Origin of the sequence: Moraxella porci DSM 25326 (assembly GCF_002014855.1) — a bacterium.
In the GTDB taxonomy this organism is placed as follows: domain Bacteria; phylum Pseudomonadota; class Gammaproteobacteria; order Pseudomonadales; family Moraxellaceae; genus Moraxella; species Moraxella porci.
The window spans coordinates 580355-600608 of sequence record NZ_MUYV01000001.1 but is presented as its reverse complement, the minus strand read 5'-3'; the positions used below and the strand labels follow the sequence as shown (position 1 = coordinate 600608).

Here is a 20254-nt window from a genome sequence, read left to right as displayed (position 1 = left end):
GTCCTTCGGATACTGATACGGCGAAAGATGTCACTCCGCCTACAGCACCAGATGTGGTTGCCAATGATGATGGTTCAGTCACTGTAACACCGTCTGCTGATCCGGATGTCACCAAAACTACCGTGACTTACACCGATGAAAATGGTGATAGCCATACTGTTACCTTCACTAAGGATGACAGCGGTAACTGGGTGGATGACAATCCAAACGACAGCATCACAGTTGATCCAAAAACTGGCGTGATTACCATCCCTGAAGATGCAGTTAAAGATGGCTCAGATGTCACAGCAACCAATACCGATAGCTCGGATAACACCGGTCCTTCGGATACTGATACTGTTGCTCCGGCAGCTCCAAGTGTATCGATCAATGATGGCAATGATGGCAAAATTAATCAGGGTGACCTAAGATCTACCGGTGATGCTACAGCCACCATTACCATTCCAAGCAATGCGAAGAATGGAGATACTTTGGTTGTAACCATTAATGGTGTGCAGCAAACCTACACTATTGATGATAATAATCGTACCAATGGTATTGTTGTAAGCTTTACACCTTTGCCAAATGGACAAAACAATATTGTTACTGCGGTGATCCAAAGCGGGGGCTTGTCTTCGGATACAGCTAGCGACAGCTCGGTTACTGAGCTTAGCAATCCAGGCTTGAGTATCACAGTTACTAATATTGTGGGTGTAAATCTGAATTTGAGCACCGGCATTAAAACTTCAGAGTACGGCACTCATATTGGTTCAGTGGACTTGTCAACCGATGAATCATTAGCACCACGCTTTAGTGAAGCTGATGATACCTTGACGGTAACCAAAAATATGAGCGGCAATCTAAACTTTGTCGATATGGGAGCGGGTGACAATGTTCTTAATGTCGGTGGGTATGTGAGTGACACCACCCAAATTAATTTTGGTAATGGTGCAGATGAAGTTAATATTGCAGGCTATGTGGGTGGTTCAAGCGTCATCAACTTGGGCGACGGCAATGATACAATTTCAATTGAGGGTGCTTTGCAAGGTTCTGCTCGCATCAATGCTGGCGCTGGAAATGATAGTATCACTATTGGCCAACATGCAGTAACAGCTACAGGCAGTATCGATGGTGGTGCTGGTTATGATGTGCTGACCTTTACGCAAGACTTTACCACTTCAACCAATGTTGGTAATTTGCAGAAGATTAGTGGTGTAGAAGAAATTGCTCTGGCCGGTAATAACCAAGTTCTGTTGGGCGTTACATATGACAACCTGATTTATAACAGTAAATCACTGTACATCTCAGGTGACTCAAACGACAAAGTCCATTTGGGTAATCAGACTGGTAATCTGAATGACTATGTCAACGGTCAAGTGACAACTTGGAGTGCTACTGGCACAGTTACCAAAGATGGCAATGTTTATACTGAATATACTTTAGGTGCTGATACCAGCTATAAGGTATATATTGATAGTGATATTACCATCTTGTAAATAGCAATGATTTATAGTATTGCTTAATGTTCAAAAAAGCAAAAACGGAATCTCACCGATTGAGATTCCGTTTTTTTGTTTGCTTGATATATTCCATGTCGAAATTAGGCAAGTAATTGATTTCTTAATTAAAATATACAACAAATTGGTGGTTGGTAAGACTACAACTTTATAATAAAAATTGTTATAATGAACAAAGTAATTTACAGTCAAAATTGATAAAGATATTAAGCGTGTCAAAACCAATCATTTATACACAGCAAGGTTTCATCGCGTTTGTTTAATAAAAATATCTGAAATTTGATCACTTCAATCGCTTAAGATTGGTTATGGTGGAATGATAGCGATGACTATCGAACATTGTTAGTGATATTTTAAAGTCTTTGAATTAATTTCTCTTAGATTTTTATGCATATTTTAGTCATATGCTTTAACTATTGACTGGTTAAATTGCAGGATTTAATAGTTGCCATCGAAGTAACCTATCTAAAAAAATATATGAAATATTCTATTGAACTTAATGCGGAAGCTTGTCAGCTTTTGGCTGAAAAAAATCTGTATTTTACACAGGGGAATGCCAAATTACCCCCTGCTCGTAATAAATTGATTTTTGATGAATCGGCTGAGTTTGGCCACTTTGCAAAAATTCTAGCCGGCAATCAATTCATGAATATTGGCAGTTATTCATACACTTGGTCGCCGTTGCCGACGGATACCAAAATCGGCAACTATTGCTCGATTGCAGCACAGGTTGTGAAAAGGGGGCTTGAGCACCCTTATCAGCGATTTACAACTTCTGCAATCACTTATGAGAAAGGTTATCCGCCGGACAGCCAAATGAAGCAATGTGGCATTCCCAAAAAGCACTCAGCAATTACCATTGAAGACGATGTGTGGATTGGTGCTTATGCTATGCTGAAGCCTGGGATTATGCTGCATACAGGTTGCATTGTGGCGGCAAGGGCTAATGTAACCAAAGATGTTCCACCGTATGCCATTGTCGGTGGTAACCCTGCACGAGTACTGAAAATGAGATTTCCTGACGAGATTATCAAATTGTTATTGGAAAGCAGGTGGTATGACTACGATATTACAAAACTGGCGTTTCCATCAGATATTGAAATTGAAGCGTTTGTCGAATTGGTCAATCAACACAAAGAAAATTTGCCGCGCTTGTCATCTTCTAATTTGATGGATGTCTTAACGGAGCTAAATATTCCCGTGCAGAAATAAAAAAGTGTTTGTGTATTTAATAAAATATATTGATATTTTGCAGTGAAATTATGATGAAAAAAAACTATTCTCCCCAATCTCAGCCCGTTTATTCCTTGATGGCTGAAAAACTAATAAAATCCTTGCGCAATAAGAAGATAACAGCCGCATCTCATCCCTTAAGTGGCTACTGGCTGCTGTCGGCAACCGATGGCGAAAAACGTGCCAAAACCGTAAGCTTTCAGACGGCCTTAATTGAACCGGCCGATTTGGCGGCACGCTTGAAAAAAATGGCGAATAAGTTTGAGTTGCCGCTGAAATGGCTGCGTCTGGAGTGGGTAACCACATCTCAAGAAACCACTTGGCAGGCCTTGCAGCAGGAATTTAAAAAGTACAAACGCAACTATTTCCGCAGCGGTATTGCTTTTGAAGGCAAAAAAGAGCCGTGGCTCTTATGCTCAGAGATGGAGCTGAATGCCCATGCCTGCCTGTATCAAGGTGTGAATGTGGCTGTGGCGCAGGTCAATGAGAAAAACCTGCAGGCTTATATCAAAGCCCGTCACGGCAGCAGTCAGATGCCTGATTTTGCTGGCAATATGAAAGTACTGACTTTTATGACGGATGGCGTGTTTGTGGACTTGGCTGCCAATGAAAGCCATCGTTTGTCCACCACATCCCGCCAACACGGCCGCCGTGAAATGCCGCCTTTGGATGCGGAGAACAGTCGTCCGATCATCACGGAGCTGACGGCTTATTTGGGCAATCAGGTTAAGGCAGACGGCCGCTATGAATATGGGCATTTCCCTGTGTTTGGCCGCACCATTGGCACCTACAATACTTTGCGTCATGCCAGCAGCACATATGCGCTGATTGAGGGCTATGAATTTTGCCGCACGCAAAATACCGGTGATTTGCCGACTTTGAAAAGCCAGATTGATGCTGCACTCGAAGATTTGATTCAAGCCTTTATCCGCCATTATCCAAACGGTTTGGCCTATGTGGTGGAGATTAACGATGAGATCAAGCTGGGCGCCAATGCGGTGGCGATTTTGGCCTTGGTGAAATACATCCAAGTGTTTGCCGACAGTCCGAATAATGCGCGTTATCAGGCATTGGCAGAAGCCTTGGCCGAGGGCATTGCTGCCATGCAGCAGCCGGACGGCGGTTTTGTGCATATCTTGAGCGCTGCCGATTTGTCGGTAGTGGCAAAAAGCCGAGTGATTTATTACGACGGTGAGGCGGCATTTGGCTTGATGCGCTTGTATGGCTTAACGCAAAATCAGCGTTGGCTGGATATTGTGGTTAAAGCCTTCGATTACTTTATTGCAGCCGGACACAATACCGCACACGACCACTGGTTGTCTTATTGTTCCAACGAATTGGTGCAGCATTATCCGGATGAAAAATATTTCCGCTTTGCGGTGGATAATGTCAAAGGCTACACGAACTTTATTGAAAAGCGGATTACGACATTCCCCACGCTGCTTGAGCTTAGCATGGCATTTCACAAAATGCTGCTGAAGCTGGATGAATTTCCGCAATTTGCCCATGTGCTGGACGGTTTTGATGTGGCCGATTTCTATCGCGCACTGCATACCCGTGCCAATTATTTGTTAAACGGCATCTTTTTCCCAGAAATGGCGATGTTCTACAAATTGCCGTCCACGATTTTGTGGGGCGGTTTTATCCGCCACCATGCATTCCGTGTACGCATTGACGATGTGGAGCATTATCTGTCGGGCTTGGTGGCATATCACCAATTGTTGTCAGACAAACGCTATCCAAAATCGGCACAGAAACAGGATAAAAGCCTGGTGTCGGCTGAATGCAGCCTGACAGCGGCAGGTGTGGCGGCGGCTACCGAAGGCCGCTGGGTTGCAGAGCCGTCAGCGGACTGGCAGGCCAGCGGTGTCGCCATCCATCCGGCAGGGTTTAAGCCCGGCTGTTTGTTGGTGGCGCGCGGCAAAAATATGGACAAAGGCTTTTTGCCGCTGCCTGCTGTGCGTTCGTTTATCAGTAAAGGTGCAGCCGGTGTGGTCACTGATGATGTGGCGACTTACCGTGATTTGGGCGTGCCGGTGCTGCAAGTGGCGAATGTGCGCCAAGCGACGCTGGATTTGGGTGCTTGGGCACGCAAGCATTTCAGTGGCCGTGTGGTCGGCATTACCGGAAGTGCCGGCAAAACCACCACCGTTGCCATGATGACGGCGGCTTTGAAATCAAGCAAACGGGCAGGGCAAACCATCGGCAGCGCCAACCTGCCGATCGGCACGGCCTGGAATATGGCGTCTTTGCCTTCGGATTTGGATTACTGGGTGCTGGAAATGGCCATCGGCGATATGGCAACCAACTCCAAAATCGCCCGCCCCGATATTGCGCTGATCACCAATATCGCACCGGCGCACTTGGAATACCATAATGATGTGGAGACCATTGCGGTTAAAAAATCGCGTATTTTTGATGCAATGGACACCGGCAGCCATGCGGTAATCTGCCGTGATATTGCCCAATTTGACCTGATTGCCGAAAAAGCGGCGGCACGCGGCCTGAATATTGTCAGCTACGGCGAATCGGAAAACGCCGATCTGCGCCTGCTGTCGTATGAAAACGGTATGGCGCTTGTTACGGTGGGCGAAGAGCAGCTTTCCTTACGCTTAAAAACCACAGGCCGCCATATGGCGCTGAACGCACTGGCTGTGCTTGCCGTTGCCCGTATCGAAAAGCTGCCACTTGCTGAAGTGGTGCAGGCCTTGGCGGATTTTGAAGCGGTGGACGGCCGAGGCAATGTATTTGCTGCCGAGAGCAGCGGCCATACGGTGATGGTGTATAACGAAGCTTATAATGCCAATCCGCTGTCCATGAAAGCGGCGATCGAAGCCTTTGCCGGCCATGCCGTGTCTGCCGATGCCAAAGTGCTGGTGGTGGGTGATATGCTGGAGTTGGGTGCTGATACGGAAAGCTATCACCGTACAGTTGTCGAGCAGATTGCCACTTTGCCGATTCACCGTGTGGTGTTGGTCGGCAAAGAAATGGGCAAACACGCCGAATGGCTGTCGGCACAAGACAAAGCCGTGTTTGTGGCAGCCGACAAAAATGCCGCCGCCACCCATTTGTCAAAAATCGCTAAAAAAGGCGATCATATTTTCCTGAAGGCTTCCAACGGCATCGGCTTGCACAGCCTGTTTGCAAGTAAATAAATAGGCAAAGATGCCAAGGCAGCCAACTGATTGTGTACTGAGATGAATTGCTTGAAGCTGGTTTAGTTTGGTTGTCCTTGGTGGTGTTAAGCAGTGATGCTAGGCGCTTTGTGATGTTTATTGGTTGGGCTTTGAGATCTAATATAGGCGTCTTATAGTGGTACACCAATCCCGCAATCCTCAATAAGTGGTGCAATATCATAAAAATGAGGATACAATGATGGGACGACCAAGACGAAGCTTTAGTGCAGAGTTTAAATGGAAGCATAAAATTAGTCACAGACAAAGGCTACAGTATATCCCAAGCTTGTCAGGAATTGGATGTTGCTGAAACATCATTTAGACGCTGGTTAAGCCAAGTCAAAGCAGAACATCAAGGCTGTGTACTTGCAGGCTCAAAACCAATCAGTCCTGAACAGCAACGTATTCGTGAGCTAGAAGATAGAATCAGAGTACTAGAAGAGGACAGGCTGATTCTAAAAAAGCTACAGCGATTTTAATATCTCTCGAGAGCAAAAATACCAAGCAATCAAGACATTAAAATCGCATGGCATCAAGCTTTATGCGAGTTACTTGGCGTCAGTGAAAGCGCTTACTATGCCCAGTTACGACAGGTTAATAAACCAGCTAAGCATGTTGGCATCGCCACTCACATAAAAGTCATTTTTGATGAAAGCAGAAGCTTCTCAGGTAAACGCAGTATCAAAGCACGATTGCAAGCAAAAGGTGTCACGGTTGGCTTGTATTTAGTGCGTAAGCTCATGAAGCAGCAAGGCTTATTCAGCAAACAACCGCAAAAAAATGGCGTTATCAAGACAAAGACCGCCAAATATTTGATAATATTCTGGCGCGACAGTTTAGTCCTAAGCCTAATATAACGGCACTTTGTGGTGATACAACCTATCTGAAGGTTAAAGGCGTATGGCATTATATTTATGGCAGTGACAAGTTTACAGCTTGCGTTAATAGATGCAAACTAACCCAAAGTATGAGTCGCCGAGGTAATTGCTGGGATGCTGCCCCAATGGAGCGATGGTTTCGTAGTTTTAAACATGAGTGGATGCCAAAAGGCGGTTATCGTGATGTTGAAAGTGCAATAAATGATATCAAAGGCTATGTGATGTATTATAATCACATTCGTCAACATCAATACAATCAAGGTCTGGCACCAGTTCCAGTAAAATCAACTTATAAGGGACTGTTGAATGAGTTGACCATTACATCCCTCAAAAACTCTCTCAAACTCAAACATTGCACCCCCTCAAAAGTATTGCCGTCAAATTCGTCCATCGTCACCACATATTTCGGGTAGTTGTCTTGGATTTTCAGCAGGTTGCCAAATTCTCGCTCAAGCGTTTTTTCTTCATTAATGGTCAGCGCGGCCTGCACATAAATGCGTTCGCCGTTTTTCTCTGCCACGAAGTCAATCTCTTGGCTATTTAAACCGCCGATTTTGACATCATAACCTGCGATTTGAAGATGATTGAATATGCAGTTTTCGAGCAGTTTGCCACGGTCTTGCACTCGATAGCCAATCAGGGCGTTTCGTAAGCCTAAATCTTCAAAATAGTATTTTTCGCCAATCTCAAAAATTCGTTTTCCTTCAATATCATAGCGTGGCACTTTATGAATTAAAAAGGCATTGGCAAGGTATTCCACATAATTTTGCACCTGTGTGCTTGAGGTGGTAATTTTCTGTGATTTTAAAAAATCAGAGATTTTTTTGGCGGAAAACAGATTGCCAATATTGCTTGCTAAAAATTGTGTAAGTTGTTCTAAAAATTGCACATTTCGTAACGCATAGCGGTTCACAATATCCCGAATCGCAATGGTAGAATAAATATTTCGTAGATATTCAAACACAATATTGTCTTGCAACGGCAAGTCTTTCAAATAAGGCAAACCGCCATATTTCAAAAACAGCGACATCGATTTATCGCTATCGTCCAGTTTCATAAATTCAAGAAATTCAAAATAGGACAGGGAGTGAACATTAATTTCAATCGCCCGCCCGCTCAGGCTACCTGCAATATCCCGTGAAAGCAAATGAGCATTGCTGCCCGTGCAATACAAATCCAATTCGTCATCTAATAAAAGCGAACGCAACGCTTGTTCAAAATCTGTAATCTCTTGAATTTCATCGATAAAAATGTAATTTTTTTGACCGCTCTTTTTCTGCTCTTGCACAAAATCATTCAGGTTCTCTGCGGTTGTAATGTGACTAAATGCCAAGTCTTCTTTGTTGATATAAATAATGTGGGCATTTTCATCCACTGTTTGAATCTCTTGCATAATCTGAAACAGCAAATAGCTTTTACCCACACGGCGTTGCCCTGTGAACACTTTAATCAAACGTTTTCCGATAAACGGGCGTACCATTTCAAGGTATTTTTGGCGATAAACTAAATCTTTTTTCACGGTAAAATCCTAAAACTATAATTGCTATTTTACCTTAATATAGAAAAAGTTTCAATCATACTTGAAACTTTTTCTATATATACAAAAGTTTCAAGTATAAACTAATTACCCAAAAGTCAATTAGCGACAAACTGAGATAAAATACGATAATTTACGACAAATTACGATAAAATAAGGTAAAATACGATAAATTGCGACATTTTATGGAAAATAACGATGAAATTACCCAAGCCACCCACTTATTGAAACTGGAAACGTGGGATATGGATTGGTAAAGTGGGGTTAGTATCGCCTTCAAGCGTTTTGATTAAAGGACATTCACCTTCCCACATCCTGCAAATACCCAAAACGATAAAATGGCTCACGGTAATCATGGTACAGCTTTCTTAAATTTGCTGTATCTCGACAAAGCATAGCCGTGCGGATATTTGTTCGATAGACATCTAGGCAGGTGCGTAATGAGCCGATGAAGTCTTTGGTGTCAGATGATTGGAGATAGAATGGTTGATATAAACACTCAATATTGTCCAGTATTAACAAATATCGCTGATTACCTGAGATAATTTGCTCAAATACAACTCTTAAAGAATAACAGCTATCTGCTTGATTGGGGCAAACAGCTGCAATCATATGCGCCATAAAATGCTGATAAATAGATGCTTGCACATCAGCAAAGTCATAATAAATCACACGAATGTCAGCATCTTTAGCCAGTCTTTCAAAGACTTGTCTATATTCATCCAATCGATACAAATACGCATCATCACTGCTATAAAACACAGCAGTATCTAATATCCCTTCACAAAAGGCATCAAAGGTACGCGTTGGTAGATCTTTCATGGGTTTTGGCTTATGACAATTACTATTAACCATCAATCATCTAAAGATGTATAAGCTGTCATCTGAGCATAAATAAATTCAGGCACCATACAAAATTTAGGTTCTCCATCTTTTATAATAGCAATCACATCTTTTTCGACAACTTCCATCCAGTAATCAAAATTCTCTTCTAGCTCTGATAACTCGATGTAGTGTTTGGGTGCGTAGTCTTGAAGTGTCAGCTTTTGGGTGCTTGCTTGTTTCATACGAGTTTCCTTTTGATGGCGTGATGGTTCCGATGTCATTTAAAAATGGACTGTTTTGGCAAGTTGTTGCCCATAGGTATTTTGTAAATCCAACCAAAATCTAGGGCTGTTGCCAAAATGCTGCGCCAAGCTCAAAGCAGTGTCAGCACTGATGCCACACCGCTCACTGATGATATCGTTAAGATGGTCAGGTGCAATGCCCAAAGACTTGGCCAAAGTCGCTACTGACAATCCCATAGGTTTTAAAAATTCTTCACGCAGTATCTCTCCCACATGAATTGGTCTCATACCATTGTTGGACATAGGCGCTCCATGATGTTATCGTGCAGGCAGTAATTAACAAGTATTTGCAGTCTGGGTAGTGATTGCCTACCCTTTGGCATATTTTACCATAATCAATTAGTAATAATGATCTAATAGATAAAATTCATGCTGATGTATGATTGCATGAGCAAACAGATGGAGATTGTCATCGCTATGTGGAGTTTTTTTAAAGAATTTAAGTCGTCCGATTTATCTTACAGTTTGTTTCATCTGTACCGGTACAGACCTATATTATTAATTTCAACTCTGAGACTTATCCAAAAAAGCATCAATCCACACCACCATTAAAAAGCATACATGTTGCAGTATGGCGATGCCATTATGCTTCTTCTTATCGATGGTATAGGTATTTGATATCAAAAATCCCGTATAAGAGCTATTTGCACGAGTTGATTTTTTGGCAATGATTGTGGTTTCTTGCTTTAATTGAGCCAATTCTTGGTTTAGATTGATAGACTTTTTAACATCAGACCTAGCAGCAACTTCAATCCGCCAATACTTTTTGTCGAGTAGCTTGACAGCGATTTGTGCAAATCGATAAACTTGCGAGCGATCCTTAAAAGGCATTCGCATCTGACCGCTTACAAAGCTTGCACCGCGTAAAATCACCACAAAATCATCAAATGCTTTGCGATCTGTCTGATATAAATCACCCAATTTTTTAAGTAAATTGTGCAGTAAAGTGATTTCCTGTTTGGTTTTGGGTATGATCGGCAGATATTGATTTGGATTCTTTTTGCCTTTATCCCCAAAATAGGGTGTTAATTGCCCGCGCTGCGTGTCAATATAGTTCTTAATCTTCTCTGCTTTGATCGAATCTAATCCGTCAGATCTGGCATCCTCAAATGGGTAATTGTCTTGCAGCTTCTTCAAAAACTTCATCACAGCTGCATAGACATCAATCTTTAAGATATCAGGCATCTGTTTTTTGCTAGGTGTTTTGTGTGACGCGATTTTGATGGCGGGCGGTTTAACACGAGCGGGGATGTGATAAAAATTGGCACCCAATTGCCTGATGATCAATGTGCGAATATCATTTAGATTCACCATGCCGCTAGCTTTATCATAGGCGCGACGTCCATTGTCGCTAAAACTTTGGCGACGAAGCCCTGTCAATGTCTCCACTAAAGATGCAGGCATTTCTATTGTTGCATGAGCCATTTGACTATACGCAATCAAATCAGCCACATGAATGTAGCTGGAAAAAGTCGTTTCGGGCGATGAATGGCCGGCAAATTCTGCCAAGACGCTCCACGCCGTTGTTGATATCTGATGACATTCACCCAAAAACTTGCGCTTAATCGCCAATATCTCATCGCTGCTATAATCACTAAAATATGGTAAGAGCACATCCGCACCACCCAAAATCATCGCCATCACACTGATGGCATTATGGCGAAAGCCATGCGGGGTCACCTTATAAGGCAAAGTATCCAATATCACCGAGATTGGCTTTTGGATTTCATGATATTCAAGTGCACCAGATTTGTGCTCTAGCGTCAAAAAGTAAGCCTCATTTCTTTGTTTGCGTAACAAATACCACTCATGCACCAATTGTAGCTCGGATGGTTTGAGTAATACTTGCAGACAAAACCTGCGACGACCATCGTCAGATTTGATACCACGATAACCATTGGGACGAACCAAAATATTTAGGATGACTGCTTGCTCTTGCTTGTAATCATACTCAAAATCCTTAAGTTTAAGCCCCAAAAGCTCATTGATCCGCATGCCTGTGCGATACAAAAGAATAAAGATAATGTCCAATATCTGTTGATTATGCTCACTGAGTGTCGATGAGTGTATCAGATTACGGATATGCTGATACATAATGGGTGCGACAAGGACAGGCTCAACCACCATGCCATCGCTTTTACTTGCAATTGCAACACTGGGAATGCCCATAAAATGCCTTTGCAAAGATTGATGTAAGGATCTAAGCACAGTTGCTGCATAACCTATCTTCTTCTTATTGGATTGATAAATAATGTTTTCATATAAATTGATAAAATCATCGCCATCCCAAGTGCTTATGTCTTGATCTTGCACAAAATGTAAAAACCAATCGCCCACCTCGCTTAAATAGCGTTTGATACTTGCAGGTTTATAGTGTTTGGTATTTGCAGATTTTGTGCCGCCAAATAGATCACTTATCCAGTAAATCAGACCCAACTGGGCAGTTATTTGTGTCTGACTGGCAAGCACCTTAAGCGATTTGATGGCTGTGGTTTTGCTTTGCTTTAGGATATTTCTGATTTCACGCACTAGGTCGAATTTATATACAGCTGGTTTATCGGTTGGCTCAGCACTACCTTTTTTGATGGTCATAGTGGCGGTAAACAGCTCATCGGATAGCGTCACTGACAACGGTTTAAAGCTTGGTGAGTGATAGTTTTTCCACTGATCGCTACTGATGCTCGTGTGCTTTTGCTGATTGCCGACAATGGCAGACATTTGCATATCCAGCTGTGAATTTTTAAAGGTTTGTCTGGCAAGATACAAACCCTTTTGTATTGCACTAAAGTGATGGGGCTGTGGTTTCTTGACTTGCAGGCAGGTCTGCATCAGTTGATCGAACGCCTGCTGGGTTTGCTCAAATGTCGGCATTTTGCTTTGTGGATGGCGGTTGATATAAGCGATCCACAGCAAGCTGACATCGTCAATGATGATATGGTGAGTGACAAATAACAAAGCGTCGGCATTATCTGCCACATCGATCAGCATAGACGAGCTGGACATGGGATGATATCCATAGCTTTTACTAGGGATATCTACAGTCAGTATCAGCGCATTGCCCAGCCTAAATAGTGACTTTTTCTCAATGATATACTGATAGATTTGCTGCCTAATCCGCTCATCTTGTACACCAGTATAAATCCAAAGATTTGCATATAATGCAGCAAATACTTGTGCCAAATTCATCTGATGCAAGCTCTCTTGACAAGTGGATAGCAGTCGAGCTATTGCTTGGTAGGCCTCATTAAGCCATGTCATAGTGTCCTTTGATTCAATTGTATTTTTGCCTCGCCCAAGCCCAACTTGTGATTGCGTTATAGGTATGGGTGAGTTAGACAACTTTTTAAGGAGATTGAAATACTGAGCTATGTGCCGATCCACCAAAATAGAGTCGCTATTTGGATGATGTGTTTTGATATTCTGCTGAATGAATTGATAGAGTGCGTTATACGCATCCTCAGTTGGGTGTCCGTCAGATTGGCTGATAAGCCGCTCATGATGAATTCTGCAAGCTTCATGCACAATCGATCGCAAATTTGTGATGTGAGTTTTAGTTGCCATACGCCACCATCCCTTGTAGTTGAAGTTGTTTTGCCATTGTCTCAAACGCCTTTGCAGCTTGTGACATCAGACCCAATCCCAGTGAGCTTGACGGGCGCAGTAGCTCCTGCCCATCAAGTTCATGACCATAGATGGCAAGCATAAGTGTTTCTGGTACCTGTAGCTGACTTGATAGATAAGATCGCACAAAGTGCCTTGCCCAGTTATCCGGCATCGTCCAATCTTTGATGCCAATAGACTGCATGGCTGATGGGCTGATTTCTTTTAGCTCTAAATGATCATCAATGATATTGAACAATGCTTGATCGCCTGTTAAAATTTGCTCTATGGCATCGTTAAGCTCGGATGAGCGAAGTCCAATACTTTGTTTGACATGGCGTAAAAACGCGACATATTGCTTGATTTGCGTGATTAAAAATGGACACAGCGGCACCATTCTGGCATTACCAAGACTACGCTGCTCTTTGTCACTAACACGCAATAAACCGGCATCAAAATTAAATTGCGATAAAGCACCTGGTGAGCCAATGACGGGGCGTACACTGGTCAGTAGCAAGGATAATTGCCATAGCCAAGCTGTATAGGCATTAAAATATGCGATGAAGTTAGTTATGCTATGATCGTTATCATAACGCTGTTTAAGCTGCATGGCATTTTCCCGAAGCGCCTGCATGATCTTGCTTGTAGCTTGTGGTGTGACTACATGATAGCTACCGATGCTTTGATGCATCTCATCAGCATCAAGCGTCTGTATGAATAGCGATTGATGTAATGCCGGTGAAATTTGCTTGATGGCACTTAAATAGTTGTCTAATATCTGCTGTTTAGGCAGGCTACAATAAAAAGAGCTTGCCATCTTTTTATTATTGCGTCCTGTGATGACAGATGCCTGTAATAAACCAGTGGTTTGATTAATCAAAGCTTTATGCAACAAGTTTTTGAGGCGATTTTCGGTTATTATCGGTAAATCGCATTCTATCTTCAGCACATCAATCAACTCACTAATTTGTGCTTGCATATCAGCTTTATTGATGTGTTTGTATTGGCTGATGATATGCCGATGAATGGTCTTTGGCAAGGGCAATGAGAGCGTATTACCGCTGTTTTGAAGCATATCGAATTTTTGAGTGAGTGCATTGGAGTCCTGTGGACTGACTGTGACTATAGCATTAAATCTTGGTGATTTTCGATCAATGAGCCCGTGTGTTTTCTTATGAGGGGTTAAATCTGCGATCAGCTCTGCAAATAAGCGACCTGTACAAATAACAAGCAGTAGCCATGCGGCTGCGCCTTGATAGTGCCCACCTGCCTGAAAAACCCCGAGCAACTGATTGCACACCTTATCAGCAAATTCAATCGGCAGCACTCGCAGATTGGTATCAGTCATCAGCTCGTTTAGATTGGCATGATGCCAAGCTGCTTTAATGCGTTTGACCGCCAGTGATGAGCTGTTTTTTTCTAACGTACTCAGCTGGGTTTGATCAACGTAGATGGCCCTTTTGATTGGCCGCTCATCCGATGCTTCCTCCTCAAAGCTTTCATCGTTACTGTCATATTGCCATCTTAGTGTCTCAGTCAGCCTAACTGTATCGATATCAGCGTCATAATCACAGGGGAGTACTTCGTTTTTAATGCTCTTGCGAGGGCGTTTATCTCTCCCACGCTCTTTGGCATTCTTATTGCGCCCTTTAGTGAGCTTTTGTTTGTCGCAAGACTGAAGAATGAGAAGCAGGACACGGTACATCTTTTTCTCTCTTCGGCCATAGCGACTTACTTCGTTTTGCTCAAAATTCTTCATACGAGCTAGCATAAGCTTTAGCGAACCAGCTTTTAATAGCTCAATACTTACCATCCATACGCTATAATACTGTAATACTGGGTCGCTGCGAACCCGCAGAAACTGACTGGTGCTTTTGATGCGGATGCAATCATTTTGAGCGATAAAATAACACAGACATTGGCACAGCTTACCAATTAATTGCCACTGTTCATCAGGGTGATTGGCATCAAACTCACTGCTGATATGGTATAAACTGGCTAAAGCAGACTGTAGCTCATGATATTCATCCTGAGTCATTCTTCCTTTATATTTATGAAATATCTGATGAAGTTTATCTTTACTAACAATACATGGCTCATGTGCAGGGATGTGAATATGATTTGCGATGCGTGGTACACAAGATGCAAGGGTGCATAGACAATTTCGCAGGTATGTCAGATCATCTTGAGTTGGTGAGTTTAGATCAGTATTTTTATCATTGAATGTAAAGTAGCGATCAAAACTCATTGTAAACCCCCTTGGTAGGCAGACCGCTACTGTATAGATAATCAGCCAAGCTAAACGCTGGTAGATCAGTTTTTACTCGCCGCAGCCTTCGAGCATTCTTCAAATCATCGTAGCTCCAACCACCCAAGGCGCAGATATCTTCATGTATTTTCTTTTCACCAAAAATCAGCTCGCTTTGCTCAAAAATCATTTGCTCAATTTCAGGCTCTATTTTGCGCTGCCTAACAAACAAGTCGCATAATTCTAAACCTATGGTGCGTATCAGCATCTCATCCGATATTGCCTCATTGGTTTTATCAATCTGAACCTTGATGCTTGGCTGATCTATTTGGCGGATAAAAGCCAGATAATTTTTAACCAATAGATACTCGGTAGGGGAGTGCTTGACAACAACAGGCAGGTATTGGTCTGAGCCAAAGTCCAGTGTGGGCATGGTCGTGCCGTACCGACCTATCAGTTCAGCGATAGGGGTGCAGTTGGAACGGATGCAGATGCAATGTCTTTGTATTTGCACAGATTTTTTATTTTCAACTTTCATAGTGATTCCTTATAGTGTTTATTATTTTGATTGAGCAACCAATCAAATCACCTTGATTGTATGACAACATTTATAGACAACTCAAAAATTTTTTTAGTAATATTGCAAAGATATCTTGCTAACTATTTCTATTCGTGTCATAAAACAACAAAACCGCCTGAATATTTCCAGACGGTATGTAAATTATATTAATTCTAACCCATTTGTATATCACTCATCCTGCTGGGAGTTGATGTACAAAGTAAGATTCCAGATCATAATATAGCTGATCAAAGGTGTAGTCATCAAGCGTTTGTGCGCTTAATGCTTCTACTTGACCCATCACCCATCGCCAGATTGCCAAGTAGTTTTGATAACACGGGCTGACACCAAGAAAATAACACAGGCCATGCCCCTCTTGGATGTTGAGTGAGATAATCAGCTGCTTGGTCAGCTTACTGGTCAATTGCATGGCTGTCATTGAGTTAAGTGATTGATTGTTCATTGGTTGAGTGCTTGCAAATAGATTGTTCATAAATACATTCCTTAAAATTAGTCATTGAGTTAGCTGGCTTGGTCAAGTTGGCTGTTTAGTAGTAATGCCTCAAAAGCACTGCCATCACGGCGAGTGGCGTTCGGTACATAACGGCTATACACCTTAAATAGCATCATGGTATTAACATGACCCATTTGCCGTGCAATCCATTCAGGCGCTTCTCCTGCTGATAGCCACAATGTCGCAGCTGTGTGTCTGGTCTGATAAGCACTTCTTGGCTTTAACCCAAGGTTTTTTAGGGTTGGGTGCCAAATACGGCGATTGACATTGTGATAGTCAAGTGGCTCTCCAGTGTGCGAACAAAAGACAAATTTGGATTTACCATAGCTCACCTGATGCTGTGCTTTGAGTGCTTCAAAAACAAATGGCGACATCATAATCTCACGATTGGATTCTAATGTTTTAGGCTCACCCATCACGCCATTGACCAATGCTTGTCTGATACGGATTTCTTTTCTTTCAAAATCCACATGCTCCCATGTCAATCCATCAATTTCACTCGTGCGCATACCGGTAAAGAATCGGACGATATAGTAGTTTTTATAATCAGCGCGCACACCGTGGATGAATCGCCACACTTCATCAATACTAAACGGCTCAATCTGTGATTTTGGCGTCTTTAACTTCTTAATATCTTCACAAGGATTGTCAAAGTTGTAGCGTTTTGACGCTTCTTTTAGTATCATAGTCAATGTGGTCATAATTGCATTGATTCTGGCTGCAGACAGGGTGTTCTTGGTATTATTGTAGGTCACTTTGGCGAGGGAACTACGAAATGCCAAGACATCCGACTTTTCAATCATAAATAAAGCCCGATTTGCAAACTTAGGCAATAAATACTTGTTTAGGATAATCATAATTTTCTCCTGATAGGTTTTACGCCATTCAATCTGCTTTTCTTCAAACCACAGCTCCGCAAACTCTTTAAATAACGGCGTATCGCTTTGTAGGCTTAATCGTCGGTTATTGAGCTCATCAAAATAGGCAGCCTTGTCACTCTTTGGGAAATACTGCTCATAACGAAAGCTACCCAATAAAATCTCCGCTTCCATCTTCTCAAGCACCTTAGCAAGCTTTTTACGATTTGCCGGTGTGTCAGTCAGATTGGTTGTTTCTCGGCAGCGTTTGCCCATATAGTGAAAATCGACAAAAAGTAAATTACTGCCTTTTCTGGTTCTGATTGATGCCATATTCAGCCTCCTTTTTACTGTAGTGCCATACCATTAATACTACCCATAATGCCAGTGCGCATATCTTTTTCAATCTGTTCCCAGATATACAAGATCTTGCGACCGCCAAATGGTCTAAAGTAATGAATGCCTTCAATTAATACAGAATCCTTTAGCTGATTGCGAATGGTACGCTCATCATATTTAATCATCTGCGAAAGCTCTTGAGTGGTGAGGTAGGTTTGTGTCATAATATTCTCCATTTGAAGTCGAAAATATAAATATCGAAATCTTAAAAACTTCTTTTGAAGTATTTTGTACTTCGATAGAAGTATATTAGCGTATTTTGTTATTCGATGCAAGTACTTTTTGCAAAAAAATTGGAGTTTTTGATGATTAAAAGCAATTTACCGGTATTATTGGCACAAAGACGATTGAAAGTTGCAGATCTGATTCGCATGACGGGGATTAGTAAATCCACAGTACATAAGATTTACAATGACCAAACAACACGGATTGATTTTGAGACGATTGATAAAATTTGTGAGGCGTTAGATGTGCAAGTAGGGGATATTTTTGAGCATGTGCCAAATTCGGAGTTAACCAAATAGGATTGTGAGTGCCAACAAGAAATATTTTATGATTTACAAAATACTTCTTGTTGGCAAATTACTTATTTATACTTAAGATTGAAAAAGATGGCATGAAAACGAGTTGGGGTCAAATTGGCAATTTACACTGTGTGTCAAAAAACACCTTTGGTCACCAAAGTGGACACCTTTTGGTCACCATCAAAATCGGCAGTGGCCAAGTAAAGAAAAGTGGTCACACAATAATACAAATAAACAACTACCCAAACCCTTGATTTTAAACAACAAAAAAGCCCAAACCGTTCGATTTGGACTTTTTAAAATTTGGAGCGGGAAACGAGATTCGAACTCGCGACCCCAACCTTGGCAAGGTTGTGCTCTACCAACTGAGCTATTCCCGCGTTGTGTGGCATATTATATAGCATAATTTGCCAGTGTCAAGCATTTTTATCAAAATTTTTATAATTTTAGCACTTTGACATTGCGATGGCCTTCACTCAGTAGTCGAGCGGCTTGTAGGCGGCTCATCACACCTTGCTGGCAGTATAAAAGATAGGTTTTATGCTGATCGAGTGTGGCAAACTGTGAGGATAATTTATAAAACGGCAGGGCGATCACGGTAGCATCGACCTGCAAAGGTAGTTCATCTGCCTCTTCAGGTGTGCGAATATCCAGCACCACTTGACCATCTTGGATGTGATGTGTCACATCAGGCATAATGATGTCATCTGTCTGATTAAGCTGGCGAATATCTTGTACTTGAGCGTTAAAGGTGGCGTCTTTTAGAATCTGAAAGTCAAATTTGGCCTCTTGTGCCAAAAGTTTGTCCTCGACAGCTTTGACTGTCGGGGATTTTGAGATTACACCACAAAACTCAGGCATGGCCTTTGCCACCTCATAGGTACCGATTTGCTCGGTGATGTGTACGATGTCTTCTTTGTCACTGGTGATGAGCGGGCGCAGAATCAGTTTGCTGGCAGCCTTATCGATCATTGATAAGTTGGTCAATGTTTGGCTTGCCACTTGACCCATCGCCTCACCAGTGACGATGGCCTCAATGCCAAAGCGTTCGGCGACCATGCTCGCTGCGCGTACCATCATGCGCTTTAGCACCACACCCATTTGCCCATCATCAATACAGCGCAAAATCTCAGCGACCACAGGCTCAAAATCCACCGTCACAAATTTGACTTTATGCGAATAAGAATAGCGCGACCACAGGTGATACGCCATCTGCTTCACACCGATTTCATGTATCCGTCCGCCCATATTAAAAAACAAATAATGTACGCGACTGCCACGGCGCATGAACATATAACTCGACACACTCGAATCAAAGCCGCCTGAGATCAGTGATAGCACATCTTCTTGAGTACCCATCGGAAAGCCGCCCAAGCCTACATGGCGCGCCTTGATCAGCATCATCTTATCATCCTCAATTTCGATGCGTACTGTGACATCGGGATTTTTTAGCTGCACTTTGGCAGATGCGATGTGCTGATTGAGTCCACCGCCGACATAGCGCATCACCTCCATCGAATCAAACTCATGGCGGCCACGCCGTTTGACGCGCACACAAAACGATTTATTGATTAATTTATTTTCATATTCTGATAATGTTTTTAGAAAAATATCATGCAAATTCTCAAAAGGATGCTCATCGACTTCTAAGATGTGATGGATACCGCTGATGCGCTGTAAAGTCTCCAAAACGACAGTGTGCTTCATCGCATCCTTGCTTTTCACCTCAATAAAATCCCAATGATGCACAACGACGATATTTGGATCAATCGGCAGTAGGGTGTTTTTGATATTGCCGGTTAGGATTTTAACAAAGCGCTTACGCACCGAGTCGCTTTTCATGATAATTTCAGGAAAAAGCTTGATGATAAATTTCATGAGAATACCGATAAACTTAGCTGAGGATAAAAGTTGGCTATTTTACACCATTTTGGTACATTTTTTGGCAAATTTCACGCCAAAGGTGGTTCTGATTGCTTGTGCTGTGTGGTGAACATGCATTTTTTGGCCGAGCAATAAAAAATATGATATGATGAGGTGTGAATTGCCATCGTTTGAGTGATGGCACCAAGATACCACCATCACACCATGATAAAAGGAAAAACA

17 protein-coding genes, 1 tRNA gene and 1 pseudogene are annotated in these 20254 nt (G+C 42.3%); 7 read left to right on the top strand and 12 right to left on the bottom strand.

What is annotated here, in order from left to right:
- The 6 genes and pseudogenes from B0681_RS10410 to B0681_RS10510 form a co-directional block, all read left to right on the top strand.
- Window positions 1–1475, top strand: a 1475-nt coding sequence (locus B0681_RS10410; RefSeq protein WP_211271490.1) for a hypothetical protein, incomplete at its 5' end; no start/stop codon positions are given.
- 498 nt (window positions 1476–1973) lie between these two features.
- Window positions 1974–2708 carry a CatB-related O-acetyltransferase gene (locus B0681_RS02745; protein ID WP_078317190.1) on the top strand — a complete coding sequence of 245 codons (735 nt, stop codon included), beginning with the start codon at window positions 1974–1976 and terminating at the stop codon, window positions 2706–2708.
- A gap of 53 nt (window positions 2709–2761) precedes the next feature.
- Window positions 2762–5884 (top strand): UDP-N-acetylmuramoyl-tripeptide--D-alanyl-D-alanine ligase, encoded by a 3123-nt coding sequence (locus B0681_RS02740; RefSeq protein ID WP_211271489.1) that lies wholly within the window; start codon window positions 2762–2764, stop codon window positions 5882–5884.
- A 245-nt stretch (window positions 5885–6129) separates the two neighbouring features.
- Window positions 6130–6384 (top strand): transposase, encoded by a 255-nt coding sequence (locus tag B0681_RS02735; protein WP_078317188.1) that lies wholly within the window; start codon window positions 6130–6132, stop codon window positions 6382–6384.
- An 18-nt stretch (window positions 6385–6402) separates the two neighbouring features.
- Window positions 6403–6762 carry an IS3 family transposase gene (locus B0681_RS10610; protein ID WP_211271494.1) on the top strand — a complete coding sequence of 120 codons (360 nt, stop codon included), beginning with the start codon at window positions 6403–6405 and terminating at the stop codon, window positions 6760–6762.
- A gap of 110 nt (window positions 6763–6872) precedes the next feature.
- Window positions 6873–7046, top strand: a pseudogene (locus tag B0681_RS10510) (integrase core domain-containing protein); the annotation flags it as partial.
- A 26-nt stretch (window positions 7047–7072) separates the two neighbouring features.
- Here the strand turns inward: B0681_RS10510 and B0681_RS02725 are convergent.
- The 10 genes from B0681_RS02725 to B0681_RS02680 form a co-directional block, all read right to left on the bottom strand.
- Window positions 7073–8302 (bottom strand): ATP-binding protein, encoded by a 1230-nt coding sequence (locus B0681_RS02725; RefSeq protein WP_078317187.1) that lies wholly within the window; start codon window positions 8300–8302, stop codon window positions 7073–7075.
- Window positions 8303–8620: 318 nt separating this feature from the next.
- Complete coding sequence (locus tag B0681_RS02720) at window positions 8621–9142, bottom strand: hypothetical protein (protein WP_078317186.1); 522 nt, start codon at window positions 9140–9142, stop codon at window positions 8621–8623.
- 32 nt (window positions 9143–9174) lie between these two features.
- The gene (locus tag B0681_RS02715) at window positions 9175–9387 is read right to left on the bottom strand and encodes a hypothetical protein (protein WP_078317185.1); all 213 of its coding nucleotides are present in this window, start codon (window positions 9385–9387) and stop codon (window positions 9175–9177) included.
- A gap of 39 nt (window positions 9388–9426) precedes the next feature.
- Window positions 9427–9690, bottom strand: a complete 264-nt coding sequence (locus B0681_RS02710) for a HigA family addiction module antitoxin (protein WP_078317184.1) — start codon at window positions 9688–9690, stop codon at window positions 9427–9429.
- A gap of 261 nt (window positions 9691–9951) precedes the next feature.
- Window positions 9952–12705: a tyrosine-type recombinase/integrase gene (locus B0681_RS02705; protein WP_158077913.1), complete on the bottom strand. Its 2754-nt coding sequence runs from the start codon at window positions 12703–12705 to the stop codon at window positions 9952–9954.
- A 292-nt stretch (window positions 12706–12997) separates the two neighbouring features.
- Entirely contained in the window at window positions 12998–15085 is a 2088-nt protein-coding gene (locus B0681_RS02700) for a hypothetical protein (RefSeq protein WP_143821214.1), read from the bottom strand.
- Between the two features lie 199 nt (window positions 15086–15284).
- The gene (locus B0681_RS02695; protein ID WP_078317181.1) at window positions 15285–15833 is read right to left on the bottom strand and encodes a hypothetical protein; all 549 of its coding nucleotides are present in this window, start codon (window positions 15831–15833) and stop codon (window positions 15285–15287) included.
- A 214-nt stretch (window positions 15834–16047) separates the two neighbouring features.
- Window positions 16048–16347 carry a hypothetical protein gene (locus B0681_RS02690; protein WP_076555706.1) on the bottom strand — a complete coding sequence of 100 codons (300 nt, stop codon included), beginning with the start codon at window positions 16345–16347 and terminating at the stop codon, window positions 16048–16050.
- A gap of 29 nt (window positions 16348–16376) precedes the next feature.
- Window positions 16377–17558 (bottom strand): Arm DNA-binding domain-containing protein, encoded by a 1182-nt coding sequence (locus B0681_RS02685; RefSeq protein WP_078317180.1) that lies wholly within the window; start codon window positions 17556–17558, stop codon window positions 16377–16379.
- A gap of 14 nt (window positions 17559–17572) precedes the next feature.
- On the bottom strand, window positions 17573–17788 hold the full coding sequence (locus tag B0681_RS02680) for a hypothetical protein (RefSeq protein ID WP_076555708.1): 216 nt from the start codon (window positions 17786–17788) through the stop codon (window positions 17573–17575).
- 141 nt (window positions 17789–17929) lie between these two features.
- Here B0681_RS02680 and B0681_RS02675 point away from each other — a divergent pair, with 141 nt between their 5' ends.
- Complete coding sequence (locus B0681_RS02675; protein WP_078317234.1) at window positions 17930–18148, top strand: helix-turn-helix domain-containing protein; 219 nt, start codon at window positions 17930–17932, stop codon at window positions 18146–18148.
- A gap of 304 nt (window positions 18149–18452) precedes the next feature.
- Here B0681_RS02675 and B0681_RS02670 read toward each other — a convergent pair.
- Window positions 18453–18528, bottom strand: a tRNA-Gly gene (locus B0681_RS02670).
- A gap of 58 nt (window positions 18529–18586) precedes the next feature.
- A complete protein-coding gene (gene thiI, locus B0681_RS02665; protein WP_078317179.1) occupies window positions 18587–20026 on the bottom strand; it encodes a tRNA uracil 4-sulfurtransferase ThiI in 1440 nt (479 codons plus the stop codon).
- Window positions 20027–20254 lie beyond the last annotated feature (228 nt).